A 25,032-nucleotide genomic window follows, 5' to 3' on the forward strand; every position below is an offset into this window, starting at 1 on the left:
GGTTTTTAGCCTTTATTGACTAACCGTAATGAGACTTTGCTTTTAAGTCAGGTAAAGTAATAATAAATTGCGTTTTAAAATAGGTATCGCTTTGTGGTTCTGAATGAAGTTTGATGTCCCCTTTTAAAATCTGGGTTACCCATTGATAAACCATATATAAACCTAAACCCGTGTTACCTTTACCTCTAGCTGTAGTATAAAAGGGTTCAAATATATCTGCCTTTATCTCACCATCAACACCTTTGCCATTATCTGACACGCTCAGCCTCACCCTATGATTAGTCGCTTGTTCGACTTTTATTTCTATTACCCCTTCCTGCTTTTCATCAAAAGCATGGTTTAGCGCATTAACCACTAAGTTTTCGACAACCTGAGAAATAATACCTGGCAAGCTAATCATCTGTTTATTAAGTAAAAAAACAGTTTTCACTTTTATTGGCGAGTTTTTTAACCTGGAGTTTAATGACAATAATAGCTCTTCAATAATTTTTTCAATATCACATGCTATAAATTCATCATTATGGCGATCAATCGCCATTTTTTTAAAACTTTTTACTAATACGGCGGTTTTATTTAAATTAATTTTAGCCAGCGCTAGGTTCTCTCCAATACTTGTTGTAGTACATTCTAACGTTGATTTAGTCAGCCCCTGTTTCATCGCTTCATTTAATTTATTCAATGCCATATCTGCATTTGAAACAGAAATAACGGCTCCACCGATAGGCGTATTCATTTCATGAGCAACACCTGCCACGAGCAACCCTAATGAGGATAGTTTTTGCGCTTCAATTAACCCTTCTTGCAGTTGCTGCTGCTGCTTAATTGTGGCATCAAGCTCACGGTTAACGATATCTAGTTCTATCTTTTCAATATGTAATTTATGTGACAGGGCTAATAGCTGATTTTGAAACTTATACTCACGATAAATAAAACCAAAGCTAATTAAACATAGTAATCCACTGCAAATTAACGCTAACCGTAAGGCCGCATTTCGTACAGTTATTAACAATTCATTGGGGCTACTTATAAGAATAATTAATTCTTTGTCAGCATTGCTAATTCTACCTTTGTTCTCGCGCAACGAAAAAATAGAAAAACGGCGGTAGGTATAAAGACTATGGTTAAAAAAGTGCGAACCATATTCTACATTGCCATCAATAATTTGCTGCCAAAGCTCTGGTTTTTTTAAAGCGAGTGTTTGCTCATTTTTACCATACATAAACCCCCACTCTAATTCAGCATCAGTATTTAATAACCAAAAGCCATCGTGGTTTAAAATGCTAATTAAAGTGCTCTCTTGGTTGTAACTTTTAATCTGATCAAACAAATAATCTAAGTTAAAGTTTACCACTAGCAAACCATCTAATAGGTAATTTTCTTTATCCGTACGATAGGTTACACGGATTGTTGGTTGATGAGGCATTACAATTTGGTTGCGTTCGATATTTAAATCTATTTCTGTGGCAAAAATGTCAGGCGCACTGACCTGCATCCCTTTTTGAAAGTAGTAACGGGTTTGCTTATTTTGCAACTCATCAGGCGATACAATTTCGCCAATACCATTGGCTGCGTTAATGCGGTATTGCTCTTGGCCTTGTGTATCTAGCCAGCGAATTTGCGCGATATTAGTAGAGATAGCAGCAAAATTTAAAAAATAGTTATTTATTTCATCTCTTCTTTGCTTTGATTGTATAGGCTTGTTTGGTGTGTCGCTTTTTAAAATCGGCCCTTGGGCCAGGATACGCGTAAGCTTTTTAATACTACTGAGCTCTTTAGAAAAATCTCCACTGATAAGGACTAACTTTTCATCTTGCTTAGCTTTTATGGTGTTTATTTTTTCTTGATATGTTTGTTCGTATATAAGCCAGCCAATAAATAAAGTGATAAATAAACTGAACGAAGACTTTAATAACACACTTTTTTTTGAGCCGACCGGCAAGCTGTTAAGGCTATTCATTCTTACTCACTTCAAACTGTTTTAGCCACACAATTAAATCTTTTAAAAATAATGGTTTAGAAAAGTAGTATCCTTGAGCAGTTTCGCACCCCTGCTGATGTAACCACTGAGCCTCAAATTCATTCTCAACACCTTCAGCAATTACCGAGAAGTTAAACTGATTCGCTAAAGATAATATCATCTTAATCATGTACTGATTGTTGTCATTAAATTCAAGATCACTAACAAAGTAGCGATCTATTTTTATCGACGTAGACGGTATTTCATTAATGTGAGCTAACGACGAGTAACCAGTGCCAAAGTCATCAATGCTGACTTTCATACCTAAGGCGATAAACCGTTCAAGTGCTTCTTTAATTAAGTTATAGTTACTTATGGCTTGCGTTTCTGTCACCTCTAGCTCAAGCATAGAAGGCAGAATGTTGTACTCTTCAATTTTAGTTTTTATTTGCTCAAAGTAACTAGGTTCAACTAAATCATAAGAGGATGCATTAAATGCAACGGGTAAGTTGCAGCCTTGCTCTTTAAGTTGATTAATAGTCTCTAGTATTTTTTCGAAAATTACATGGTCTAGTTCATTAATTAATCCGGCTGTTTCAGCTAACTCTATAAATTCATCAGGGCGTACAAAGCTGCCATCAGCTCTTTGCCACCTAGCGAGCGCTTCAAAACCTGCTGGTTTCAAGGTTGATAAGCTGATTTTGGGTTGTAACGCCACCTGTAAACTTTTATTACCTATAGCCGTTCTGAGCTCAGCCATCAGTTCATAACGACGAGTAATTTGATCTGTTTTTTCCTCGGTATGCTGAATATACTTAGTTTGGTTTAGCTGCGAAGAGTTCAGGCTCGACTCTGCAAGGCTGATTACTTTTTCAGGTGTTAAGTTTAAAGCTACATTTAATTTTAATTCTAAAATACGGACATCAATGTATTGCTTAACTTGTTCAATTTCGAATTTTTGTTTATTTTGAAAGTAACTAACTGCATTTGAGATATCAAAGTCAACGCTCACTAACATGCCAAACGCTTTGTTACTAATCAATGCTATACGGGGGTCATACCTAGTAAAGCTATCAACAATACTCTGGTAAACTAACTTCATTAATTTATTACAAAATTCATGACCAAAGGTGAATGCTTTTTCGTCAAACTGATAAATATCAAAAATGACCAATCGCGTTTTTAGCCGCTCCTGCGCATTCATGTTCTTTATTTCACGGGTTAGCCAGTTACGGTTTTGCAAGTTAAGTGACACATCGGTATAAGCAAGCTCGGTTAAGCGATTTAATAACGAAATATTAGCAAATCCTGTGCTCACATTTTCACTAAATACTTTAAGTAAATATTCGTTTTGCTCACTAATTGGGTTGTCTGATTTGACGATAGTTATGTAATCAGCGCCCTGCTGATCTGGCGTTTCGAAAAAAAACACACTGTGGTGCTTTGAAAAAATATGACGACGCTCTCTAATCGCTTGTTTAAAGTCTTGCAGCATTTCTGCAGGCAGATTAGGTCCCACAGGTTGCCCTTTAATGCCACTAAAGCAACCATGGGTTGAGAGTATTAAACATTCAGAGCAAGGGTTTGAATTACTCGAACAAAAAATACCACCACCTTCGGTTATTTTTAAAATGTTGCTAATTTCTTTAAGCACAGCATAAGAGAAAGAGGCCATATCGTGCTTACCGTTAATACTTCTAGATGCATCAAGCACCAACTGTAAACCTTGCTTGGCTGACCTAATTTGTGAGATATACTCCCAAGTGCGCATGTTGCTATTAACAATTGATTGCAGCTTCTCGGCAGATAGGTCTGATTTATTCCAGTATTCATCGATATCGAGCATTTTCATGATATCGCTCTCTGGTGCAAAACCAGGTTGCCCTGTTAAGAGCACAATACGCATTTCTGCGTTACCGATGACCTCTCGAATAGTATTCACTAAACGCAGACCTGAGTCATCCTCCTCCATCACCACATCTATAAAAATAAGTGCAATATCAGGGTGCATGCTCAACGCCAAAGCCGCCTCTGGTACCGAATTTGCTGTTAACAACTCGTATTTATAACCATCTTTGGCTTTTAGCTCTTTTAAGCTGTTAACTAACGCGTTTTGATAATCAAGATCATCCTCAACGGTTAATATTTTCCAAGTTTTCAGATCTGTATCTGCTGGTTCTTCTTCAGCTGCAAATACAAATAATCCCTCTTTATCTTGCATACATTCTCACCCAATAATAAATAAGGTATGGCCCTTTTATTAAAATGAATTACAAAGCAATATAGACCGTTGATAACTCAAAATTCGACTTGCTTAAATATTAGGAGAGAGTTTTGGAAGTGTCTAATTTAAAAATAATTTTGATACTAAAGTATGTGCTACAACAACATAACCCATTTGTAGCACTTAAGTATACTAAGCACTTTTACTTAACGGTGTTCCACTGTGAAACTTAAAGTCTTCGTCATCAGATAAAATTAACTGTGCTTCTATTTCAGCAAATTCTTTTACCCGCTCGGTAATATCAAAATCAGCAATGTCTTGAGCAAGGGTTAAATAATCTTGGTAATGACGTGCCTCAGAGCGCAGCAATGAAATATAAAAATCCCCTAAGCGTTTATCTACATGGGGTGCAAGCTTGGCAAAGCGTTCACACGAGCGAGCTTCTATGTAAGCACCTACAATAAGCTTATCAACTAAGGCATTAGGCTCAAACGTTTTAACATTGCGTAGCATGCCTTTGGCATAACGACATGGCGTTATACTTTTATATTCAACACCGTATTCATCCATAATTTCGAGCACTTGATAGAAATGATGCAGCTCTTCTTTTATCAGCATTACCATTTTATCAATTAAATCTTGGCCATAAGGCGAGTTAGATTTAGGGATAATGGATTTAGTGAGTTTATTTTTAGCCGCTAAATCACGCCAATTTCCCTCACGTTTATAAATAAGCGTTTCAAACGGTTTAAGCCATTCAAGCAGTGCATCACTGCTCTCTTTATCTACCGCATACTTACGAATTAAAAACATGGCACTTTGCGCCGCTTTTAATTCATTAAATGTAAATATGTGCATATATAAATAGCAATATATTTATCAAGTAGTTAATGAAAAATTATGCTGGGATAGTTTTTATTTGCGAATAGAATTAAATTCATATTCGTACAGAGTAAGATAGAACGTAAACAATTTTGAAAGCGTGTGGAATCTATCCAGTGTTCGCCTTAGTGAATTGATAAAAATGTTTTTTTAGTAATGATTTTGAAATATTGGTTTTAGATTGACCTAAACTGTTGCCTTTCAAACCCCTATAGTATTTATCTCTGACTTTATCAGAAACGACTATTTTCAAAGTCTGCGGCTCGATTGATATTAAAAACCTGTCAAATAGTCGATGTATATCGACTCTGAGACATAGTCCATTTTGCAACAGATTGGATTGTTCTCCTTTGTAAGGAATAATATGGGCAGCTTCTAACAAAGCCAGCTCAGCACATCCTGATACGGCACATTTTGAATAAAAGTTATCAAGAGTTAATGATCTAAATCCCTGCTGGCCAACCCTTGTAACTTGGCTCCTAGTGACTCTATCCCTGTTATCTTCTGTTAACGCATGTAGGCTCACTTGCTCTTTATCATCTATTTTTGTGTGAACATTTTCTGTTAACTTATCAATATCTTCTTCATCAATGTCAAAATCTAAATCAAGAATTTGGGGGTGTTCTAAAAAGGCTTTCCAGTGTTTTTTCTGGCTATCAATTTTTGTAGATTTTCTAATAATAGCTAATGCTTCACATGCCGCAGATATTGAAGAAAATGAGTAATTGCGCTCTTCCCATAATTTTAAAATACGCTTTAAAGGAAGCTGCACAACTTCAGATCTATTATATTTTTTTCTGTGAAACGGATTGATTGTGATTATCTGATCATTTTGAGGATTTTCTGCTAACTCAATATCCTTTAACTTTCTTTCAAATTCACTGATCAAATCATGATTTAAGTAGCTTTCCCAACCCTTATAGTTCTTAATATTACCATCATTAACATTCTTAATAGCCAATATTTCTGCCGCAGCTTCTTTTGTACCACATAACTTTAACCTGTGATGCCAAACTAACTCTACCTCCTCTAAAGTAAGCTCAGTTACATCTTCAGGGTCAAACACATATAGGTGCAGTGGCAGGTTATGTTTTACTTGGGTAGCAGTAGTCTCTTTATTTGGCGTATCTATTGTTTCGTAAAGATCATTTGAGCTCATTGATAAAGCAAAATCATCATCGAGATCTAAATCATCATCTAAAGGTATTTCCGTACTCTGCTTTTCTAAAAGGTATCGCTCGACATTAAAAGATGGACCAGGATTAATTTTTCTTTTAGTTTTATTATTCTTTTTTCCTTTATGCTCGGCATAAGCCTGTTTAGCTTTATTAAAATCAACAATATTTAAAAACTTCTTGAAAGCACTAAAATTTTCTTTATTTTCATAAGCTACTTTAAGAGCTTTCTTCTCACTTTTAGTTAACATGAATTCATGTTTCGCTAGTAGGTGAAATAAGTCGTTTATGCTTTTCCCTTTAGAATAATATTCAAAGATATCTTTTTTTATTCCAATAACAGTACGCTTCATCATAATTCTCTAAATAGATCTATATTTTGATATTATCTACATCTTTAATATAACTCGCGAAATTCCTATTCACCTTGCATACAAATACTTCTGAAAACCTATAAACGTATCGCGTATCGCAGCTGGTGATCCAAACTCAATAGCGGCGTCATTAATGGTGTTGTATTTAAGCTCTACTAAGCTACGCATTTTTTTAGGAGCCAGTTCTTGCACGCCGTCTTCAATGTATTTACTTAATATAAAGTTGATAAACTCTTGTTGTTTATAGTCAGTAAATGCAGAGTTTATTTTAGGCTTAGCTTGTTGAGCTCGTTCTGTGCGTGTTTGCGCTTCTGCGGCATAGGCTACGTAGGATAAAACATCGTATACGTCGCTGTCTTGTGCATCAATTACGGCTTTCATACTATCGAGTTTTTCGCTATCGTAGCCCGCTTCGGTTAAGTCTTCTAATAGCTTTTCGCGAGTTGTTGGGTCACTCCATATTTCGCGTAGTTGGTCTTCGTTTTCAAAAAAGCGCGGTAGGTCGTCAAACATACGTTCAACAAATTCTTTTGCTGTAATGGGCTTACCTTCTGCACTCCAGTACATTGCTGAGGAAATATGCTTAATTTGTCGTGTACGGCCGTCTGAGAGCTTTATTTCGAGCTTTTCACATACACATGGCCTTTCGCCACATTTTTCACAGCTTTCAGGCTCTGGCTTTTCACAAACACACGGCTTTTGTTCACACACCTTACACGGTTTCTTTTCACCGGCACCATCACCGCCAGTGTCTTCACATTGGCACGGGGTTGTGCCGCACTCTGGGCATACTTCGCTGGGTATTGGCTCACCATCCCAAGCTGGGTCAGCAAAGTTATGGTGCGCTTTTACAAAGTCGTAAATGGTAAAGTAGTCTTTGCCATCGTAAGTGCGGGTGCCTCGGCCAATGATCTGCTTAAACTCAATCATATTATTACAAGGGCGCATGAGCACAATGTTACGTACATTACGTGCATCTACGCCTGTAGAGAGTTTGCGTGATGTGGTTAAAATTGTCGGAATCGTTTTTTCGTTATCACAAAAGGTTTTTAAATCGTTTTCACCCGCTACGCCATCGTTAGCGGTAACACGAACACAATAGTTAGTGTTGGTAGTCCAGCCCTTTTTAACTGCATACTGATTAATAAAATCGCGCACCATACCGGCATGAACTTGTGTAGCACAAAACACGATGGTTTTTTCTTTATGATTAAAACGATCCATCCAATAGTGTACACGGCGCTCTTCGCGCTGAGGTATAGTAATAATGCGGTTAAAATCACCTTCTTTATACAGTTTACCGGGCTCAGGATCGCCTTTTACAATAACTCCATCACCCTTTATATAAGTGTACTCATCCATAGTGCCAACAATGGGTAGCACTTTAAATGGCGTTAAAAAGCCATCGTTAATGCCTTCTTTTAGGGTGTAGCTGTAAACGGGTTCGCCAAAGTAACCATAGGTATCAGCGTTATCGGTACGCTTTGGTGTGGCGGTTAAACCTAGCTGAACTGCTGGTTCAAAGTGTTTAAGAATATCACGCCAAGCACTTTCATCATTTGCGCCACCACGGTGACACTCATCAATAATAATTAAATCAAAAAAATCAGCTGGGTATTGCTCGTAATACGGATTTTCTGCCTTTTTGAGTGGCGCATTTTCATCTTCTTCTGTTGTGGCTTCTTTTAATTCGGTTTTAGGCCCACACATAAGGGTATGAAAAATTGTAAAAAACACACTGGCATTTTTTGGTACGCCGCCTCGTTTACGAATATCGTCAGGGGTGATACGTACAATGGCATCTTCACCAAATGAGCCAAAATCATTAAATGCCTGATTAGCTAAAATATTACGATCAGCCAAAAATAAAATACGCGGGCGCTTTTTAGCAAGCCTTATATCTTTCTGCGCGGTCAAACTCCAACGGGTTTGAAATAACTTCCATGCGGTTTGAAAGCCAATACAGGTTTTACCCGTACCGGTAGCCAGTGTAAGCAGTATGCGATTTTTGCCTTGAGCAATAGCATCAAGGGCATTGTGAATGGCGTTTTCTTGATAATAACGGGGTGCCCAATCACCTTTAGCTTCAAAAGGGATGGTAGAAAACGCATCACGCCAAGCGGTTGTGTAATCCGCTTCTGGTTTATCACCTTGTTGTTCAAAGGTTAAATCCCATAGCGCTTGGGGAGACATATATTCATCTACCAGCGTCTCAATACCTGTGAGCATATCAATCTGGTAAATCTCATGGCCGTTGGTGGCATACGCAATACGGCATTGCAGACGCTTTGCGTAGTCTTTGGCTTGGCGCACACCTTCGCTGTAAGTCAGGCTTTCTTTTTTGGCTTCTACTGCGGCAAGCTTACGGCCTTTATATACCAACACATAATCGCAAGGCACTTTGTTAGCGCGTTTGCCACCCGCCATAATTTGGCCTGGGCAAATAAGCTCGCGGCGAATAAAGCTGTTATCAACTTCACCCCAACCCGCAGCGACTAGTTTAGGGTCGATTAAATCCGCTCTGGTGTCGGCTTCGTTACGCGTCCTTGCTTGTGACATTAGACCACAGCTCCTTCTTTTTCTTTCGTTAACTCACCTGAAAAGGCTTTTTGTAGAATAGATTTTTTGAGTTCGTCTAAACTATCGAGCTTCTTTATGTAAATCCATTCCAGGTGGAAATACTGTTGCTTTAAAGATTTAAGAGCACGCACTATTTCTTCCTGCTGTTTTTGTGGAGCCAGCGGTGCAAGAAAAGATCTCATTGTTTTCAAAGATACATTCTTTATTGTTGCCCCAGTAGCTTCTCGTAAAGCATATTTTTGAAATAGAGGGCTCTCAATTACAAATTTTATATACTCTTTATTTACGTTTTCTTCTAAGTTGAAGTAGCAAGCACTTTTCCCAAGAATTACTTTTTCATTGTTATAAAATGCTACATTACCAAGAGTTCCATTTATAGAAACAAAGACTGTTCGATCATTAAGAGGCTTTTTGTACTTATTATATTCTTCCCTAGAAACTCTCTTGGTTTTTTCTTTAATCGTTATTTTTCCATCATCTAAATTATTACCATTGATAAAGAAATATTCACCCTCAGGATCGTACTTTGGTGTTCCGTGCAATCCATCTCCAAGTTTTGTCGTTATATCCGAAATTGGTGCTTCAACCCATCCCTCACCACTCTGGCTAAATACTTGCTGCAAGTAGCTTTCAAACAGCTCGCGGGCGTTTTTGAGGTTTTGCTCGGTCTTAGCGCGGGCTTGTTCTATATCAACAAAGGCTCGATCTAGAATGGCGACGATGCGTTTTTGTTCTTCTTCGCTAGGTGTCGGGACCATAATCTCTTTAAGAATTTTGACCGAAGCCATATTCTTAATCGCTGCCCCTTGTGATAACGACTCAATTTGCTCCTGAAAATTACGGCTTTCCATCCAAAGCTTTAAAAATTGAGGTGACAAGTTTTTATTAGGCGTTAATTTGAGTAATGCTTGATTAATTATGCCTTGCTTAATTCCTGAAGGTACAATTGCAATCTTTCCCATAGTGCCAGAGCAACTCATAATCAAATCATTAGGGAAAAGTTCAAACCGTCCCATTTCTGAAAATTTATCTTCATCTACAAAATATCTAACACTATCAAATTGGTTATAAATGGCATGTTGTTGCTCATAGACAGCATACCCGTCCTCTTTGAATATATTCTTTTTAAGAGCACCACCAAAAGGCCCCCTAACAAATTCACAGACATCACCAAAACGCTTAGTTTCCCAAGTCATCACAACAACTCCTGAATCTTACCCAGAATCGCTTCGCTCTCTTTATCCAACGCGATGATTTCTTCAATGATGGCTTGCGGTTCACGCAGTGGGGCTTCTTCTGCTTGGTTCGGGTTTTTAACTGATAAATCCCATGTTGCATCATTAAGCTCAGACGTTGCCAATAGCCAAGACTTAGCGCTGTCCTCAAAGCCTTTTTGTAGCTCTACAAATTCTTTTAAGTCTTTGTCGTTTAGCGGATTGGTTTTACCCAAGCTGCGGCCAGGGTCTAGCTGATAGAACCAAGTTTTCTGTGTCGGTTCGCCTTTGGTGAAAAACAACACCACGGTTTTAACCCCAGCACCTAAGAAGGTCTTTGCTGGGCAATCGAGTACGGTGTGTAAGTTGCAGTTTTCTAATAGCTCTTTGCGCAAGGCAATGGCGGCATTATCGGTATTCGATAAAAAAGTGTTTTTAATCACAATAGCGGCACGGCCACCAGGCTTTAGCATCTTGATAAAGTGTTGCAAAAACAAGAAGGCAGTTTCACCGGTTTTAATCGGGAAGTTTTGCTGAACTTCTTTGCGCTCTTTACCGCCAAATGGCGGGTTAGCCAATACAATATCGTGCTGGTTGCTTGGGGTAATGTCTTGTAGGTTTTCGCCCAGCGTATTGGTGTGAATAACGTTAGGTGCTTCGATGCCATGCAAAATCATGTTCATAATGGCGATAACGTACGCTAAAGACTTTTTCTCTTTGGCGTAAAAGGTGTGTTCTTGCAGGGTTTTTAAATCGCTGGTTGAAAGCTGCTTTTTGCTGGCACCACCTTGGCGAAGATAGTCGTAGGCTTCACACAAGAAGCCTGCCGACCCTGCTGCACCATCGTATATGGTTTCGCCAATTTGTGGCTGTAATACGTCTATCATGGCGCGGATTAATGGGCGTGGTGTGTAATATTCGCCACCGTTGCGACCAGCGTTGCCCATATTTTTAATTTTTACCTCGTACAGGTGTGAAAGCTCATGTTTTTCTTCTTGTGAGCGAAAACGTAATTCATCTACTTTCTCTAGCGCATCACGCAATGAATAACCACTTTGAATTTTGTTTTTGATCTCGCTAAATATCTCACCAATCTTGTATTCAATGGTGTCAGGGCCGTTGGCACGTAGCTTAAAACCTTTAAGGTAAGGGAATAACTCACCATCAACAAAATCCATTAAATCGCTACCAGTTCGGGCTTTGTCGTGATCAAACTCACCATTAGCAGTTTTAGGTGCAGCCCACGAACTCCAGCGGAAGTCTACATCAATAATGTATTCGTAGTTTTCCGCCATCAATTCGGCTTCTTGAGACTTGGTAAACTCTAAGTCGTCAAGGTATTTTAAAAATAGCATCCACGACGATTGTTCGGTGTAGTCTAATTCACTAGAGCAACCTGAGTCTTTATGAAAAATGTCGTCGATGTTTTTAAAAGTTTGTTCAAACATTATTGTTTTATCCCTGCATAGGCTGTAGAGCCTATTTAAATGTTTATATAATTATTTTAGCCACTTATTATTAGATGCGTTAAAAGCTTTAAGTGGTATTTATTATTCTCATCCATGCTTGAGCAACATAATCGATGGTTTTATTTTGCCCATCAACATTACCCAGTACATGACTGTATTTCAAGCAGTTAAACCAAAAAGAAAAATTGCAATAAAAGCACTAAGTACGTTTGTTGTATTACGTCAATAAGCGAAGCTTTTATTGTTGTATGGATTACATTGGAAGTATAAAGGGAAAAACATTAACAAAGAAGTGCTGGGTTTGAATTGAAATACTTTAATATCCACTTCAACCAATAACTTATACTTTTTAATTCTTAACGCGAAGCACCTCATAAACTTGCTTGATTTGCTTTAGCGAACTTTATATTTTTAATATGTTCGCTAAAGTTGGTTTTATACAGCCCGCATTCAAAGCGAAGTAATTTGAGTGTATTAATAACTGTAATTCAAAAAGAGTTACAGTTATTAACAACCTTATTACGCCTTGTCTATGTGCTTTGCAACAGTTTGTCTACTGAGACCTACAGCTTTAGAAATTGCCTTATAGGTCATGCTAGGAATCTCCTTTTTTAACAGGGCTGCATGCGTCTTAGGCTCACCCTGTTTTATCATTAGAAGACATGAGCTTTTACGGTTTAATTCCTCTTTGAGCTCTACATTTAACAAATGAAGACTTTCAAGATCTGCATCTTTTTGCGTAACCATAGCCAATAATTGTAACCACTTTTTCAGTAGATTGAGAAATGAACGATAATCAGAACATGCCAGTAATCTTTGTTTACTGAATAAGCGGTTTTTTAACAAACCGATTAGATGCGGGTTTGAGTCTGCCTCAAGCTTATGAAAAACCCTTGTAACCTGCTCATTTAAGGGGCTAAAGCGAATAACTTTATTACACCAGCTCTCATCCTGTTGAAACTCGTTTGCACAAGCCCGTAAAATCTTAGTTGCTGGCGCGGGTTCATTAAGGGCTAAGCTGATAAGGTAATAAAGCTGCTCATCACTTAGACTCTGACGAGTTAAGCCTTCTTTATCCGCCTTTTCTTTTTGTAAAATGCGAATATTGGCTAAAACAGCTGCCCTTTGTTTTTTAAGGTTGTTCAGCTCAGTAAATTGTTTTTTTAGCTGCATATCATGGCTTATAATGGGTTCTTCCATATCCATATCCATATCCATATCCATATCCATATCCATATCCATATCCATATCCATATCCATATCCATATCCATATCCATATTTTTTTCCCATATTCCGTTATGACAAGTTAATATCTTAACATAAATGGCACGACTCGTTATTTTTACCCTTAAATTAATTATTATTTATTAAGAAAATTATTTATTAACGCCTACAATCAACCATGAACAAATTAGATAAAAAATTAGCAATATTTATTTTTACCGATTGGCGTCGAGTTGCCCCAAATACGTTACGATAGTAATAATCAAAACAAGGAATAGAGTTTATGAGTAACGTATATATTGAAATTGAATTCATCTCAATTGTTGAAAACCTAGATAATGTATTTTCAGTTAAAATTGATGACACCATTAGTCTTAATGTAACCCTAGAAAAGGAGAACTGCACGTTAAGCGTAGACTTAACAGTTATGGAATCTAAGGAGTTTATCTTCGACGAAAATACAGGGGCTATAACAGGCGATGCAAGTTTGAAAGTCTTGCCTGTGTCCTTAGAAAAGGCAAAAGCTATCTTCTGGGAAGAAGAGTCCATATGGGGTTCTATTCGCCCCCGATCTTCGAAAGATATAATAGCTTTCGAGGCAAATGCTCATAAAAAGAAAATTAAATTTTCTAAAAGAGTCAGCCCATCAACTAAAGAAAACACACTAACAGATGAAAGCGAAACTGCTATAAAAGACGAGCATGAGGGGCTATTAGACTCAATGGGTGTTTGCCCAGAAAAATGTTAACCCACCGCGGAGCGACATTTTGGCTGAGTTGCGTAGCGTTACTCTTGCCAAAATGTGGAGTGGGTGCACAATTTACAATTGTGTTCAAAGTTGTCTATAGACAACTTTGAAGATGCATCCACATTTAAAAAAATGGCTAAGGATTAGGCAATGATTGATACAAGCAACAATAAAGCTATCTTCAGGATAAAAAAAATTAATTTGCAAAGACAGTTACGTGCTGCCCTTGCTCATAATTTGCGACTGGTAAACCCTCCAAACGTAAACACTGAGCTATCTCATTATAATATCCAAGCAAAAGGGTTAAACACTATTGAAGCCTGTATGAGTCGGTTTGAGAGTGCTTTAGAGGGTATAAAAGTGCGTAAGAATGCTGTACTAGCTCATGAAGCTATTATCACAGGCTCTCCAGATCATATGAATAAATTGACAAAAAAACAGCAAATAGCATATTTCACTGATGCTGCACACTGGCTAGTTAAATTACATGGAGGAGATTACAAAAATATCCTTTGTTTATCAATACATTACGATGAATTAGGCGCACACGGTCACTATTTAATGGTACCCAAAATAGAATCAAAGTTAAATAGCCGAGCTATTATTGGTGGAGCTCGAGGCAGACTTAGCGAATTACAAACGGAGTTTTACGAAAAAGTGGCAAAAAAATACGGATTTACACGAGGTGTAAAAAATAGTAAAGCTACACACCAGCACTACAGTGAATTTAAAAACCTTAAAAACGACTTAAGTGAGGTAAAGAATAAATTGGAACAAACCAAAATTGAGTACAAGACAGCCCTTAATAGACTCAGCTCTGCTCAGCAAAGCCTGTTATTTATAAAAAAGGAACTGAAACTAGCTAAAACTCTGGGGGTATCTGACTTAAGAAGAAAAATCGCTCTTCTGGAAAAGAATACTATGTTTAAGGTAACCCCACGCATTTAGAGTTATTGCCTTAGCGATTAAATTAAATTTCATGAAGTAACTAAACAAATAAAAATTATTTAACCTCTCAGGTTCCGAGTTAAAAAAATCGGCTATAATCAGAGATTCAAACAATGGTGTTGTTTTAATAACACTTTTTTATCCGCTAAATGCTAAGGAAAGCAATTTAATGAAGTTACATGTTACCCGCCAAGTCAAAGCTGTATTGGAAGAAGACAAGGGCTTAGATGAGCATTATGTCACTGATAAGTTAAGCTACTTTGAAAAAGCTAAAACCAACCGCGAAGCACTTATGATTTCTAGCTTTTTAGATCGAGAGGGTCGAAAAATGCTTGCTAACCGCCTGAAAATGAACGAACGTGACTTAACGGGATTTTATCAAATAGTCGAACAATCTTATTGGTGGTAGAGTAATCGGAGACTTACTACTATAGATTAATTATTTTATTAAACATGGGCTTATAAACCCATGTTTTTTTTATTAATAAGATACAACTCTTAATGAAAGCTTTCTTAAACTTAGATGGTGAAACGCTAACTTCGCAAGTTAAACCATTATGAAAGTGTAGGCACCCCACTATGAAACTTGAAGTCTTTATCTGGTGATAAAATTAGCTCAGCTTCTATGCCACCAAAAAATTTGATTCGCTCGGTAATATCAAAATCAGCAATGTCTTGAGCAAGGAGCAAGTAATCTTGATAATGACGCGCTTCTGAACGCAATAACGATATGTAAAAGTCACCTAAGCGTTTATCTACATGCGGTGCCAGTTTTGCAAAACGCTCACATGAGCGTGCCTCAATATAAGCACCAATAATGAGTTTATCGACTAAAGCATCTGGCTCATACGATTTGACATGGCGTAACATGCCTTTAGCATAACGACATGGAGTGATGCTTCTATATTCAACACCATATTCATCCATAATTTCGAGTACTTGATAAAAGTGATGTAGCTCTTCTTTTATTAGCATCACCATTTTATTAATTAAGTCTTGGCCATAGAGAGTATCTGATTTTGGGATCATCGACTTAGACAATTTATTCTTATCGCTAAGGTCGCGCCAGTCCCCTTCTCTTTTGTATATCAGAGATTCAAAAGGTTTTAACCACTCGAGTAACGCATCACCACTATCTTTATCAACGGCATACTTACGAATTAAAAACATTGCTGATTGAGCTGCTTTTAATTCACACACGAGGTGATCTAAAAGTACTATGTCGAGATTCTCATGTTTTTTTGCTTTTTCAACCCATTTCTTAGGTGTATTACACTGCAAGAAACTATTTATTGGTTCTAAGAGTTTATTAATTTCATTTGAGTTCATTACTAATCATCTTTTAATAATATATCTAAATAGCCACTTTCTGAATGTATCTTAAGGTAATACATGAGGCGAGCTGCATTTTCAACAGTAGATCCCCTGCTTTTGTGGGGGTACATTAACCTATCGATATCCCAATCAGATGTGCGCACCTCAGTGACATATTCACTTTCTCTATAATACTCTTTTGAACCATAAAAAACACATTGGTAGGCTTTACGTTTTCGATCATATTGGCTAAATTTGAACCTAGCTACAACGTCATCCTCTTCTAAGCTAAAAGATAATTCCTTGTTTTTTAAAATTATCTTATTGCCTATCCGATTTAATTCGAGATTATAATTTAAAGGGTCGGTTTGTGATAAATCGACTATTTTTTTAGATATTGAAGCTACATTAAGTTTTGTTTCAATTTCGGCTTGTATTTCAGCTAGCTGACTAACAATATCATTTATTTCATCATCTAATTCTTCCATCAAACCAAATATTGTTCCTGATTTTTTTTCACTATTTTTATAATAATCTTTCAGGTCAGCCAATTTTGTTTGAAGCCCTTTTAATTCATAAGTTAGTTTCGCTTTTTTCTCATGACTGGTAGAGCTTCGTTTTGCACCACTAATTTTAGCAAGTATCAAGGGCTCAACATAAGCAAAAAAGAAATGATAAGCTACAACATAAGGAAATGTTGTCGGTGCATCACAACTTTCTCCCCCCGATCTCTGTTTTCTACTACAGCGAAGCAACGGTAATGACTCTGCTGATTGTTGAATACTCATACCTGAACCACAATGCCCACACTTAACCAAGCCATGTAAGGGCCACTTCCTGTCAGGTCTAACGCTCGTAAACAGTCGTTCTTTACATATCCGCTGAGAATTATAAAAATCTTTATCACTTACAACCGATTCGTAAAGCTTCTCATTGTAAACTAAACCTATGCACTTAGGGTTTTGAATTATTCTGATAATTTTTGTCGGATTGATATTTTTCAGTGGCTTTATTTTACCGTATTTTTTTCTCAGTGCTCTTTCAATCAAAACTTGACCAAGTCCTTCAGCATGCAATTTAAAAATATCTCGCACTACATCCGCGTATTCATTTAACTTGCCTTTTTGGTCTAGCCAAAAAGGCATCCGCATCTTAGGGGGGATTTTATTTTCTTTGGCGTTATACTCTCGTCGACTCCAAGAGCTTTTTACTTTTTCTGAACGCCATTTAGAATCTGAATGAGCCTTATCAATCTCAACAATTAAACGCATACGTGTTGCTAAGTCATTACGCTTACTTGGGGAGTAAACACTTTGGTCTCTTGCTGTGACAATAGAAACGTCATGATCCCAAATTTTATCAAGCAACTTCTCCGTTTCAGTAATCGTCATTCGAGACAATCTAGAAAAATGCTCAACAAGAATAATCGAGCCTTTAGGAACTACCTTTGACTCTATTGCAGCAACAAGCCTCCCCAAAGATCCCGAACTTAAATGCTTGCCCGAAAATGCTGATACACCAGCATCAATGAGAGGCTTACCTTCAAGCTCAACCACAACGCAGTTCGGGTGACTACGTAACCACTCTCTTTGTGCCTCCCCTTGTCTATACAAAGAGCTGTTCCCTTCTTGTGCTTGAGAACTAAAGCGCTGGTATAAATATACGTTACCAGATAATTTATCGTCTGACATAGCAATTACTCACTGAATTTATATATGCACACATTATCATTGAGCTCACATATTAAGTGATCAATTAATATGATGGGTAAGTTTTCTTTTTTGATTGCTTGTTCAACCCACTCATCGGGAGTACTGCATAATAAAAAATTGTTAATTGGCTCTAAAAGCTGGCTATGTGGCACGCTGACTACTCATTGCTAAAAATTGCGATTATGGCATTTTAACATGAAATATTACTCTGAATAAAATAAACACTCGCCCTTATTGCAAGCATGTGGATAACTTGACTTTGTATACTTACTGAACCATAACTAAATGGACTGTATAAAAACAAACCAATTATAACCAAACAGTAATATATCCTTTTATGGAGAGCACGCAATGATACTAAATCACCTATGGGGTTTATACGCCCATCCACTCGAAGAATGGCAAACAATTGATAACCGTCACGAAAGCTTAACCTATAGCTTATCGCACATTTTGCTTATCGCTTTATTTCCCTCTGCAATGGGGTACTACTCATCGGTTTACTTAGGCTGGAGTATAGGTACAGGTAATCCAGTATTTTTAACCCATGAAAGCGCACTGATGATTGGCGCAGCCATGTATGTCGCTTTAATTGGCGGTGTATTTGCACTGGCCTATTTAGCCCATTGGATGGCGGTTACTTTTGGTGCTAAACCGACTTTTACCCAAACAATTGAGCTGGCAGCTTATACCGCTACACCGGTGTTTATGTCGGCATTGGCAGCTTTTTGGCCTGAGCTGTGGTTTGTGGTGTGTGTTGGATTAGTTGCACTCGCCTACTCAGTTTATTTACTGTACACCGGCGTGCCAATTTTGATGCACATTCCGCAAGAGCGCGGCTTTATTTATGCAAGCTCTGTTGTTACCTGTGGATTAATTTTACTGGTTATTATATTAGCACTTACCGCTATGCTATGGACCAACGGTATTATCAGCCCCATGTTTACTTAAATATTCCTTTTCTATAGACGCAAAAAAGGAGCTGTTAAGCTCCTTTTTTTATTAGCCTTAAAATACTATCAGGCTAACATTACATTATTAATCAGATTCGTTTTCATCTTGATTATGTATTTCTAAACCAGATGACATTGCGTTTTCACGGATGCTTTTAGCTGAATCGTTGCGCAGCTTATCTATACGGTTTAAGTAATCTTGATCAATGTCGCCAGTAATGTATTGTCCGTCAAACACTGATGTTTCAAACTTAGTGATCTCTGGGTTTTCTTGGCTAACGGCAGCAATTAAATCGCTTAACGATTGAAAGATTAAACCATCAGAGCTAATGCTTTGGTTAATATCTTCTACTTCACGGCCGTGTGCAATAAGTTCTGCCGCAGATGGCATATCTATACCGTATACATTTGGAAAGCGTATTTCAGGTGCTGCTGATGCAAAGTAAACATTTTTAGCGCCTGACTCGCGTGCCATCTCTACAATTTGTGCTGAGGTGGTACCACGTACAATTGAGTCATCAACAAGTAGGACATTTTTACCTTTAAACTCACGATCAATCGCATTGAGTTTTTGGCGAACTGATTTTTTACGAAGCTCTTGGCCAGGCATAATAAACGTACGACCAATATAACGATTTTTAACAAAGCCTTGGCGATACGGTAAGTCAAGCACGCGTGCCATTTCTAATGCAATATCACACGAGGTTTCAGGAATAGGAATAACCACATCAATGTCTTTGTCTGCCCATTCACGCGCTACTTTTTCACCTAACTTAGTCCCCATATTTACACGCGCTGCATACACTGACATGCGGTCAATGGTTGAATCCGGTCGTGCAAAATAAACAAATTCAAAAATACACGGTGAGTAAGACACTTTATCTGCACAGCTTAAAGAGTGAAACTCTCCATTTTCAGTGACATAAATAGCTTCGCCTGGGGCAACGTCACGAACAAATTCAAAACCGTCAGGCTTTAATGCTACGCTTTCTGAGGCAAACATGTATTCAGTGCCGTTTGCTGATTCACGTTTACCAAACACCAATGGACGAATACCGTTTGGATCGCGAAACGCCACAATACCATGACCGATAATCATGGCGATAGTGGCATAACCGCCACTTACTTTATTGTTAACTTCAGTAACCGCGGTGAAAATATCTTCAGGGTCTAATTTTAGTTTGTCTGATTTACTTAGCTCATGCGCCATGATGTTAAGTAAAATTTCAGAATCAGAGGTCGTATTAACATGGCGACGTGCCTCTGAAAATAACTGCTCTTTTAACGACTCGGCATTGGTTAAGTTACCATTATGCGCAAGCGCTATACCAAATGGAGAGTTTACATAAAACGGCTGAGCCTCTGACGAACTTGAAGAACCCGCTGTTGGGTAACGCACATGGCCAATGCCAATATTGCCTTGCAAACGTTTCATATGACGAGTGTGAAATACATCTTTCACTAGGCCATTTGCTTTGCGCAAGCTAAATGTATTGTTCTCAATAGTTATGATACCCGCAGCATCTTGGCCACGGTGTTGCAAAACGGTTAAGCCATCATAAATCGCCTGATTAACTGGCGATGTTCCGACTATTCCAACGATACCACACATGTAATTTATCCTCGCCGATTAACGGTTTACTGAATTTAAAAAGCTCGAGTTGTTTTCTAGGTACGAAAAGAACCATTCAACTACAAAGCCAAATTCTGGAATCAAAATAGAGTTGCCCCACCAATGCGTACTTGGCGCACCAGTAAAAGCATCAAGAAAGAAGAGTAACGCGCTCACGACCAACACGCCTCGAAGAGCACCAAACACCACACCAAAAACACGGTCTGTGCCGGATAATCCGGTTCGCTGTACAAGCTCACCTAAAATATAGTTTAGTAAACCGCCTAACAATAGCGTCGCAAAGAATAATATGGCAATGGCCGCCGCATTTCTTAAAAGGGGTTCAGAAATGGATGTTAGGAAGGAAGCTAAATATTGATAAAATAAGCTGGAGATGATGAAAGCCCCTGCCCATACCGCTAATGACATAGCTTCTTTAACAAAGCCGCGTATTAAACCGATGATGGTAGAGAGTGCAATAATGCCAAGAATGGCGTAATCAACCCAGATCATAAGAACCAATTAGTCGCTAATTTTGGGCGCATTCTATACCTAAACCTCCTTGTGATGCAAGTTTAAGCGTGAGATTACAGGTGAGTAAACACACACCATTATTAGATTAAAAATAGCGCAGTCTCACCGTTATAAAAACAACAAACATTTTGTTTATAGCGCATCTATTTTGCTATTTTTGTGTGGGCATTGATAAGTAAAGGAGCGAAGCTAAAAATGCGATAAAGGTCTATTTAAACGTATAAAATAAGACGAGGTAAGTGTGTAATATCTCGCGATAAACACACTTCCTTTTATTGAATTTATTTGGTCACTTCAAATTGGGTGACTTTACCGTTGAGTTTGGTTAACTCTTTAAGTGCAGGAAGTTGAGATTGCAGTTCTTGTTTATTCAGTGATGGTCCGACAAAAACTTTCGTTAACGTCCCATTTGGCGTTTTAACTGGTTTAGTAAAAGTTTTAAACCCTTTAGCCTTGAGCTTAGCTTGCAGCGCTTTTACATTGGCTGCATGTGAAAAACTACCTAACTGAATAACATACGCCATGCTAGTTAAGTTTTCGTTAGCTGGGCGCGTAGGTTCTTGAATTGCAGCCGTACTGCTTTGGTTTGTATCAGGTATTACCGCTTCAACCATTGCAGGCTGGTCGGTAATGTCTGTTTGAGCAGCACTGTTTTGCTGTTCAAATGCGGCATCATCAGGCTGAATATCTTCAACTTCATCCTCTTTTAAAGGCTGTGCATTTGCCACTTTTTGATCGATTGATTCTTGCAAATCAATGGTCTTGAACTCAGAGCGTTCTGGAATCGCTTTAAAGCCTTCTTTATAGTGCACTTTTTCACCATCGAGTATATTGGGAATAAACACAATTGCTGCGATCACCACAATACTTGTTCCGACTAAGCGATTAATAAAACCTGAGTTCACCGACATCCTCTCTATTTTTTAAAGTAATGAATAGCGCCAGCCACGGTAAAAAATGAACCAAATACAATTAATAGTGTGTTAGTTGGCTGGTTTGGCAAGATAGCATCCAATGCTGCCTCTACGCTATTATAACCCTGTTTAAAATAACTATTAGGAATGCTTAAAAGTGCCTGATGTAAATTAGCAGCGCTATCGCCGCGTGGGCCCTCTAAGCTCGCAAACGACCATTCATCTACTACATCACTAACTTCTTTAAGCACACCAACCTTATCTTTATCAGCAAGCATAGCGGCTAATGCATGAATTTTAAAGCCTTTATCTTTATAGCTTGCTAATTTAGTCGCTAAATAGCGAGCTGATTCAGGGTTATGTGCTACATCGGTATACACTAATGGCTCTGCACTTAGTTGTTGAAAACGTCCCTCAACGACTAAGTTCGCTAAACACTGAGTAATCACCTCATCGCTCGGTAATAAGTTTAGTACCGATAGAGCGGTTAATGCCGTGGCTACATTTTGACATGGGATTGCTGGTTTAGGTAACTCAAGATTATGCTCTTTAAATTGCCAACTAAAACTCTGCGCGTGCTCTTTAAAAATAAAGTCGCTGCCAGATAACACCATATTAGCGTTAATTTCTTTACCATAATCGGTCATTGTATGTGGAATATTTAAGTCCCCAATAATTGCAGGAGTACTCTCTCGAAAAATACCCGCTTTATCATAAGCAACTAATTCACGCGTGTCACCTAAGTATTCTTTATGATCTAAGTCGATGGTGGTAATGATGCTGGCATAGGGGGTAACAATATTGGTCGCGTCAAAACGCCCGCCTAAACCTACCTCTAACAGCACGTAATCAACCTCTAAACGCTTGAATATTGCTAACGCGCCTAAGGTGCCATATTCAAAATATGTCAGTGGGGTGTCACCACGACCTTGTTCTAATAAATTAAACGCATCGACATGGTATTGATCGTCAAGCTCTGCGCCATCAACGCGTACGCGCTCATTGTAACGAATTAAATGCGGAGAAGCATACGTACCAACACGATAACCTTGGGCTAATAACAGTGACTCTAAACAACGTGCTGTTGTGCCTTTGCCATTGGTGCCTGCAATAAGAATGATTTTACTTGAGGAGGTTAAAAGCCCAATGTTGTTAGCAACACGAGCAACGCGTTCTAAACCCATTTCTATATTAGCAGGGTGAACACTCTCTAAATAACAAAGCCAATCATCAAGGCTTGATGATTGGCTAGGAATTGTTTTTGTCATAGCATGTAATCAGTAAAGCTGAAATTTACGCTACTCTATGCTCTTGTTCCGTAGAAGGCAAGTTCATAAATTTTGCTAAGATACGTGCTAGCGTATCGCGCATTTCTCGACGGTCTATAATCATGTCGATTGCGCCATGTTCTAACAAGAATTCACTGCGTTGGAAACCCTCTGGTAGCGTTTCGCGAACAGTTTGTTCAATAACACGCGGACCGGCAAAACCAATCAAAGCTTTAGGCTCTGCAACATTAATATCACCAAGCATTGCCAATGATGCTGATACACCACCCATTGTTGGATCTGTCATTACAGAAATAAACGGTAGGCCTTTTTCAGTCATTTTAGCCAGTGCCGCACTGGTTTTAGCCATTTGCATAAGTGACATAAGGGCTTCTTGCATACGAGCACCGCCCGATGCAGAAAAACAAATCAGCGGCATATTATGCTCTAAACATTGGTCAACCGCGTCAACAAAACGAGCACCCACTACCGATGCCATTGAGCCACCCATAAATGAGAATTCAAATGCAACAGCAGCAACCGGAATGCCTTTTAGGTTCCCTTTCATTGCGACAAGCGCGTCTTTTTCACCGCTTGACTTTTGAGCTGCATTGATACGATCTGAGTATTTTTTTGAGTCTCTAAATTTAAGCACATCTTTAGGTTCGTGTTGGGCACCTAACTCGTGACGATCGCTTTCATCTAAAAACTGTTCAAGACGTTTACGACCACTAACACGCATATGATGATCGCATTTAGGGCATACGTTCAGTGATTTTTCTAATTCTGCTTTATATAAAATTGAATCACATGACGTACATTTAGCCCATACACCTTCTGGAATTTCTTTACGACCTGAAGATTTAGTCGTTTTTGGTAAGATTTTTTCTAGCCAACTCATTTGCAACTCTCTTAATGCTGTTCTGTGTCGCGAGTCTACATGTTAACCATGCAAACAAATTTTTCCAATTAAAACATGAATTACGCTGTCACGGTATAAAAAACTGGTCTTAGTAGTTAGCAATACGAATAACAGCGTATAAATTTAGCCTCAAAATATACACATCTCGTTACTTATCAAATATCACTGTCGGCTAAAAACAATGGTCCTAGCGGCGTTCTAGGGATATTAAAATGATCTGGATAATCAACATCCACTAAATATAAACCTGCTGCTTTTGCTGTAGCGCTCGCTTTAGCTCGCTCTTTAACATCTAGCAGCTCTTTTAACCAAATTGGTTCATGTTTATGTAAGCCAATATCCATTAAACAACCCGTAATATTACGTACCATATGGTGTAAAAACGCATTGGCTTTAATATCAATAATGACATAAGCACCTTGGCGCTGTACCGATAAATGATGAATCGTTCGCGTTGCCGTATTAGCTTGGCAGTGCAGCGCTCTAAACGAGGTAAAGTCATGCTCACCTAGTAAATATTGACACGCCTGCTGCATTTTCACTTCATCTAGTGGGTGATGAAAATGTGTAACACCTTCATTTAATACCGCACCACGAAACGCATAATTGTAAATAACATAACGATAACGACGAGCAGTTGCACTAAAGCGGGCATGAAAGTCTTCCACCACAGGTTGTGCAAAACGAATAGCAATATCTTTGGGTAATAAGGTGTTCATACCTAATGTAAAGGCCACCATTTCACGCTCAGCATGTGTATCAAAATGCACTACTTGTCCAGTGCCATGTACACCGGCATCGGTACGCCCTGCACATACAATTTCAACTGGATGATTACAAATGCGCGACAACGCTTTTTCTACTTCTTGTTGTACACTATTTACGTGTGATTGACGCTGCCAACCACTGTAACGTGCGCCATTGTATTCTACTCCAAGTGCTACTCGCATAATTACTGCTTTACCTACTGTGCTAATCGACGCTGCATTTTATGCTATATGGCGTCC

19 protein-coding genes and 2 pseudogenes are annotated in these 25,032 nt (G+C 38.4%); 4 read left to right on the forward strand and 17 right to left on the reverse strand.

Annotated features, from left to right (window positions below; genetic code table 11):
• Positions 1 to 19 precede the first annotated feature (19 nt).
• The 8 genes and pseudogenes from PTET_RS10950 to PTET_RS10985 form a co-directional block, all read right to left on the reverse strand.
• Complete coding sequence (locus tag PTET_RS10950; RefSeq protein WP_013465457.1) at positions 20 to 1,957, reverse strand: sensor histidine kinase; 1,938 nt, start codon at positions 1,955 to 1,957, stop codon at positions 20 to 22.
• Entirely contained in the window at positions 1,950 to 4,178 is a 2,229-nt protein-coding gene (locus PTET_RS10955) for an EAL domain-containing response regulator (protein WP_096038625.1), read from the reverse strand. The genes PTET_RS10950 and PTET_RS10955 overlap by 8 nt, the downstream gene beginning before the upstream one ends.
• Before the next feature lie 195 nt (positions 4,179 to 4,373).
• Positions 4,374 to 5,018: pseudogene (miaE, locus tag PTET_RS10960) on the reverse strand (tRNA isopentenyl-2-thiomethyl-A-37 hydroxylase MiaE); the annotation flags it as partial.
• Between the two features lie 154 nt (positions 5,019 to 5,172).
• Positions 5,173 to 6,594 (reverse strand): HNH endonuclease, encoded by a 1,422-nt coding sequence (locus PTET_RS10965; protein WP_096038626.1) that lies wholly within the window; start codon positions 6,592 to 6,594, stop codon positions 5,173 to 5,175.
• 66 nt (positions 6,595 to 6,660) lie between these two features.
• Positions 6,661 to 9,171 carry an EcoAI/FtnUII family type I restriction enzme subunit R gene (hsdR, locus tag PTET_RS10970; RefSeq protein ID WP_096038627.1) on the reverse strand — a complete coding sequence of 837 codons (2,511 nt, stop codon included), beginning with the start codon at positions 9,169 to 9,171 and terminating at the stop codon, positions 6,661 to 6,663.
• Positions 9,171 to 10,388 (reverse strand): restriction endonuclease subunit S, encoded by a 1,218-nt coding sequence (locus PTET_RS19115; RefSeq protein ID WP_208619150.1) that lies wholly within the window; start codon positions 10,386 to 10,388, stop codon positions 9,171 to 9,173. Before PTET_RS19115 ends, hsdR begins: the two co-directional genes overlap by 1 nt.
• On the reverse strand, positions 10,388 to 11,854 hold the full coding sequence (locus PTET_RS10980) for a class I SAM-dependent DNA methyltransferase (RefSeq protein ID WP_096038628.1): 1,467 nt from the start codon (positions 11,852 to 11,854) through the stop codon (positions 10,388 to 10,390). The genes PTET_RS19115 and PTET_RS10980 overlap by 1 nt, the downstream gene beginning before the upstream one ends.
• 540 nt (positions 11,855 to 12,394) lie before the next feature.
• The gene (locus PTET_RS10985) at positions 12,395 to 13,153 is read right to left on the reverse strand and encodes a hypothetical protein (RefSeq protein WP_167378566.1); all 759 of its coding nucleotides are present in this window, start codon (positions 13,151 to 13,153) and stop codon (positions 12,395 to 12,397) included.
• 230 nt (positions 13,154 to 13,383) lie between these two features.
• Here PTET_RS10985 and PTET_RS10990 point away from each other — a divergent pair, with 230 nt between their 5' ends.
• The 3 genes from PTET_RS10990 to PTET_RS11000 all read left to right on the forward strand — a co-directional run bounded on the left by PTET_RS10990 (position 13,384) and on the right by PTET_RS11000 (position 15,205).
• Positions 13,384 to 13,848, forward strand: coding sequence for a hypothetical protein (locus PTET_RS10990; protein ID WP_096038630.1), 465 nt, complete (start codon positions 13,384 to 13,386; stop codon positions 13,846 to 13,848).
• Positions 13,849 to 13,998: 150 nt separating this feature from the next.
• Positions 13,999 to 14,796 carry a MobV family relaxase gene (gene mobV / locus PTET_RS10995; protein WP_096038631.1) on the forward strand — a complete coding sequence of 266 codons (798 nt, stop codon included), beginning with the start codon at positions 13,999 to 14,001 and terminating at the stop codon, positions 14,794 to 14,796.
• 169 nt (positions 14,797 to 14,965) lie between these two features.
• Positions 14,966 to 15,205: a hypothetical protein gene (locus PTET_RS11000; protein WP_096038632.1), complete on the forward strand. Its 240-nt coding sequence runs from the start codon at positions 14,966 to 14,968 to the stop codon at positions 15,203 to 15,205.
• 146 nt (positions 15,206 to 15,351) lie between these two features.
• On the opposite strand, the gene miaE (PTET_RS11005) is transcribed toward PTET_RS11000, so the two are convergent.
• The 3 genes and pseudogenes from miaE (PTET_RS11005) to miaE (PTET_RS11015) all read right to left on the reverse strand — a co-directional run.
• On the reverse strand, positions 15,352 to 16,125 hold the full coding sequence (gene miaE, locus PTET_RS11005) for a tRNA isopentenyl-2-thiomethyl-A-37 hydroxylase MiaE (protein WP_096038633.1): 774 nt from the start codon (positions 16,123 to 16,125) through the stop codon (positions 15,352 to 15,354).
• A 2-nt stretch (positions 16,126 to 16,127) separates the two neighbouring features.
• Positions 16,128 to 17,801 carry a recombinase family protein gene (locus tag PTET_RS11010; RefSeq protein ID WP_096038634.1) on the reverse strand — a complete coding sequence of 558 codons (1,674 nt, stop codon included), beginning with the start codon at positions 17,799 to 17,801 and terminating at the stop codon, positions 16,128 to 16,130.
• Positions 17,802 to 17,842: 41 nt separating this feature from the next.
• Positions 17,843 to 17,974, reverse strand: a pseudogene (miaE, locus tag PTET_RS11015) (tRNA isopentenyl-2-thiomethyl-A-37 hydroxylase MiaE); the annotation flags it as partial.
• Positions 17,975 to 18,173: 199 nt separating this feature from the next.
• Between miaE (PTET_RS11015) and PTET_RS11020 the strand changes: the two are divergent.
• Positions 18,174 to 18,773 (forward strand): Yip1 family protein, encoded by a 600-nt coding sequence (locus PTET_RS11020; RefSeq protein ID WP_008111059.1) that lies wholly within the window; start codon positions 18,174 to 18,176, stop codon positions 18,771 to 18,773.
• Between the two features lie 87 nt (positions 18,774 to 18,860).
• Here PTET_RS11020 and purF read toward each other — a convergent pair whose 3' ends face one another.
• The 6 genes from purF to truA form a co-directional block, all read right to left on the reverse strand.
• Positions 18,861 to 20,387, reverse strand: coding sequence for an amidophosphoribosyltransferase (purF, locus tag PTET_RS11025; protein WP_013465461.1), 1,527 nt, complete (start codon positions 20,385 to 20,387; stop codon positions 18,861 to 18,863).
• Positions 20,388 to 20,405: 18 nt separating this feature from the next.
• On the reverse strand, positions 20,406 to 20,900 hold the full coding sequence (locus PTET_RS11030; RefSeq protein WP_024601787.1) for a CvpA family protein: 495 nt from the start codon (positions 20,898 to 20,900) through the stop codon (positions 20,406 to 20,408).
• Positions 20,901 to 21,202: 302 nt separating this feature from the next.
• Positions 21,203 to 21,826, reverse strand: a complete 624-nt coding sequence (locus PTET_RS11035) for an SPOR domain-containing protein (RefSeq protein WP_013465463.1) — start codon at positions 21,824 to 21,826, stop codon at positions 21,203 to 21,205.
• A gap of 11 nt (positions 21,827 to 21,837) precedes the next feature.
• Positions 21,838 to 23,103: a bifunctional tetrahydrofolate synthase/dihydrofolate synthase gene (folC, locus tag PTET_RS11040; RefSeq protein ID WP_016899265.1), complete on the reverse strand. Its 1,266-nt coding sequence runs from the start codon at positions 23,101 to 23,103 to the stop codon at positions 21,838 to 21,840.
• Positions 23,104 to 23,128: 25 nt separating this feature from the next.
• Positions 23,129 to 24,004: an acetyl-CoA carboxylase, carboxyltransferase subunit beta gene (gene accD, locus PTET_RS11045; protein WP_096038636.1), complete on the reverse strand. Its 876-nt coding sequence runs from the start codon at positions 24,002 to 24,004 to the stop codon at positions 23,129 to 23,131.
• Between the two features lie 176 nt (positions 24,005 to 24,180).
• Positions 24,181 to 24,975, reverse strand: a complete 795-nt coding sequence (gene truA, locus PTET_RS11050) for a tRNA pseudouridine(38-40) synthase TruA (RefSeq protein ID WP_096038637.1) — start codon at positions 24,973 to 24,975, stop codon at positions 24,181 to 24,183.
• Between the last annotated feature and the right edge of the window lie 57 nt (positions 24,976 to 25,032).

Origin of the sequence: Pseudoalteromonas tetraodonis (assembly GCF_002310835.1) — a bacterium.
Lineage (GTDB): Bacteria > Pseudomonadota > Gammaproteobacteria > Enterobacterales > Alteromonadaceae > Pseudoalteromonas > Pseudoalteromonas tetraodonis.

What these genes read in the sequence shown, in the direction of transcription:
- PTET_RS10985 (WP_167378566.1), bottom strand. Translation starts at nt 13,153, where the DNA reads ATGGATATGGATATGGATATGGATATGGATATGGATATGGATATGGAT.
- PTET_RS10965 (WP_096038626.1), bottom strand. Translation starts at nt 6,594, where the DNA reads ATGATGAAGCGTACTGTTATTGGAATAAAAAAAGATATCTTTGAATAT.
- PTET_RS11020 (WP_008111059.1), top strand. Translation starts at nt 18,174, where the DNA reads ATGATACTAAATCACCTATGGGGTTTATACGCCCATCCACTCGAAGAA.
- PTET_RS10950 (WP_013465457.1), bottom strand. Translation starts at nt 1,957, where the DNA reads ATGAATAGCCTTAACAGCTTGCCGGTCGGCTCAAAAAAAAGTGTGTTA.
- folC (WP_016899265.1), bottom strand. Translation starts at nt 23,103, where the DNA reads ATGACAAAAACAATTCCTAGCCAATCATCAAGCCTTGATGATTGGCTT.
- PTET_RS19115 (WP_208619150.1), bottom strand. Translation starts at nt 10,388, where the DNA reads ATGACTTGGGAAACTAAGCGTTTTGGTGATGTCTGTGAATTTGTTAGG.
- miaE (WP_096038633.1), bottom strand. Translation starts at nt 16,125, where the DNA reads ATGAACTCAAATGAAATTAATAAACTCTTAGAACCAATAAATAGTTTC.
- PTET_RS11000 (WP_096038632.1), top strand. Translation starts at nt 14,966, where the DNA reads ATGAAGTTACATGTTACCCGCCAAGTCAAAGCTGTATTGGAAGAAGAC.
- PTET_RS10990 (WP_096038630.1), top strand. Translation starts at nt 13,384, where the DNA reads ATGAGTAACGTATATATTGAAATTGAATTCATCTCAATTGTTGAAAAC.
- PTET_RS10980 (WP_096038628.1), bottom strand. Translation starts at nt 11,854, where the DNA reads ATGTTTGAACAAACTTTTAAAAACATCGACGACATTTTTCATAAAGAC.
- PTET_RS11010 (WP_096038634.1), bottom strand. Translation starts at nt 17,801, where the DNA reads ATGTCAGACGATAAATTATCTGGTAACGTATATTTATACCAGCGCTTT.
- accD (WP_096038636.1), bottom strand. Translation starts at nt 24,004, where the DNA reads ATGAGTTGGCTAGAAAAAATCTTACCAAAAACGACTAAATCTTCAGGT.
- mobV (WP_096038631.1), top strand. Translation starts at nt 13,999, where the DNA reads ATGATTGATACAAGCAACAATAAAGCTATCTTCAGGATAAAAAAAATT.
- truA (WP_096038637.1), bottom strand. Translation starts at nt 24,975, where the DNA reads ATGCGAGTAGCACTTGGAGTAGAATACAATGGCGCACGTTACAGTGGT.
- hsdR (WP_096038627.1), bottom strand. Translation starts at nt 9,171, where the DNA reads ATGTCACAAGCAAGGACGCGTAACGAAGCCGACACCAGAGCGGATTTA.
- purF (WP_013465461.1), bottom strand. Translation starts at nt 20,387, where the DNA reads ATGTGTGGTATCGTTGGAATAGTCGGAACATCGCCAGTTAATCAGGCG.
- PTET_RS10955 (WP_096038625.1), bottom strand. Translation starts at nt 4,178, where the DNA reads ATGCAAGATAAAGAGGGATTATTTGTATTTGCAGCTGAAGAAGAACCA.
- PTET_RS11030 (WP_024601787.1), bottom strand. Translation starts at nt 20,900, where the DNA reads ATGATCTGGGTTGATTACGCCATTCTTGGCATTATTGCACTCTCTACC.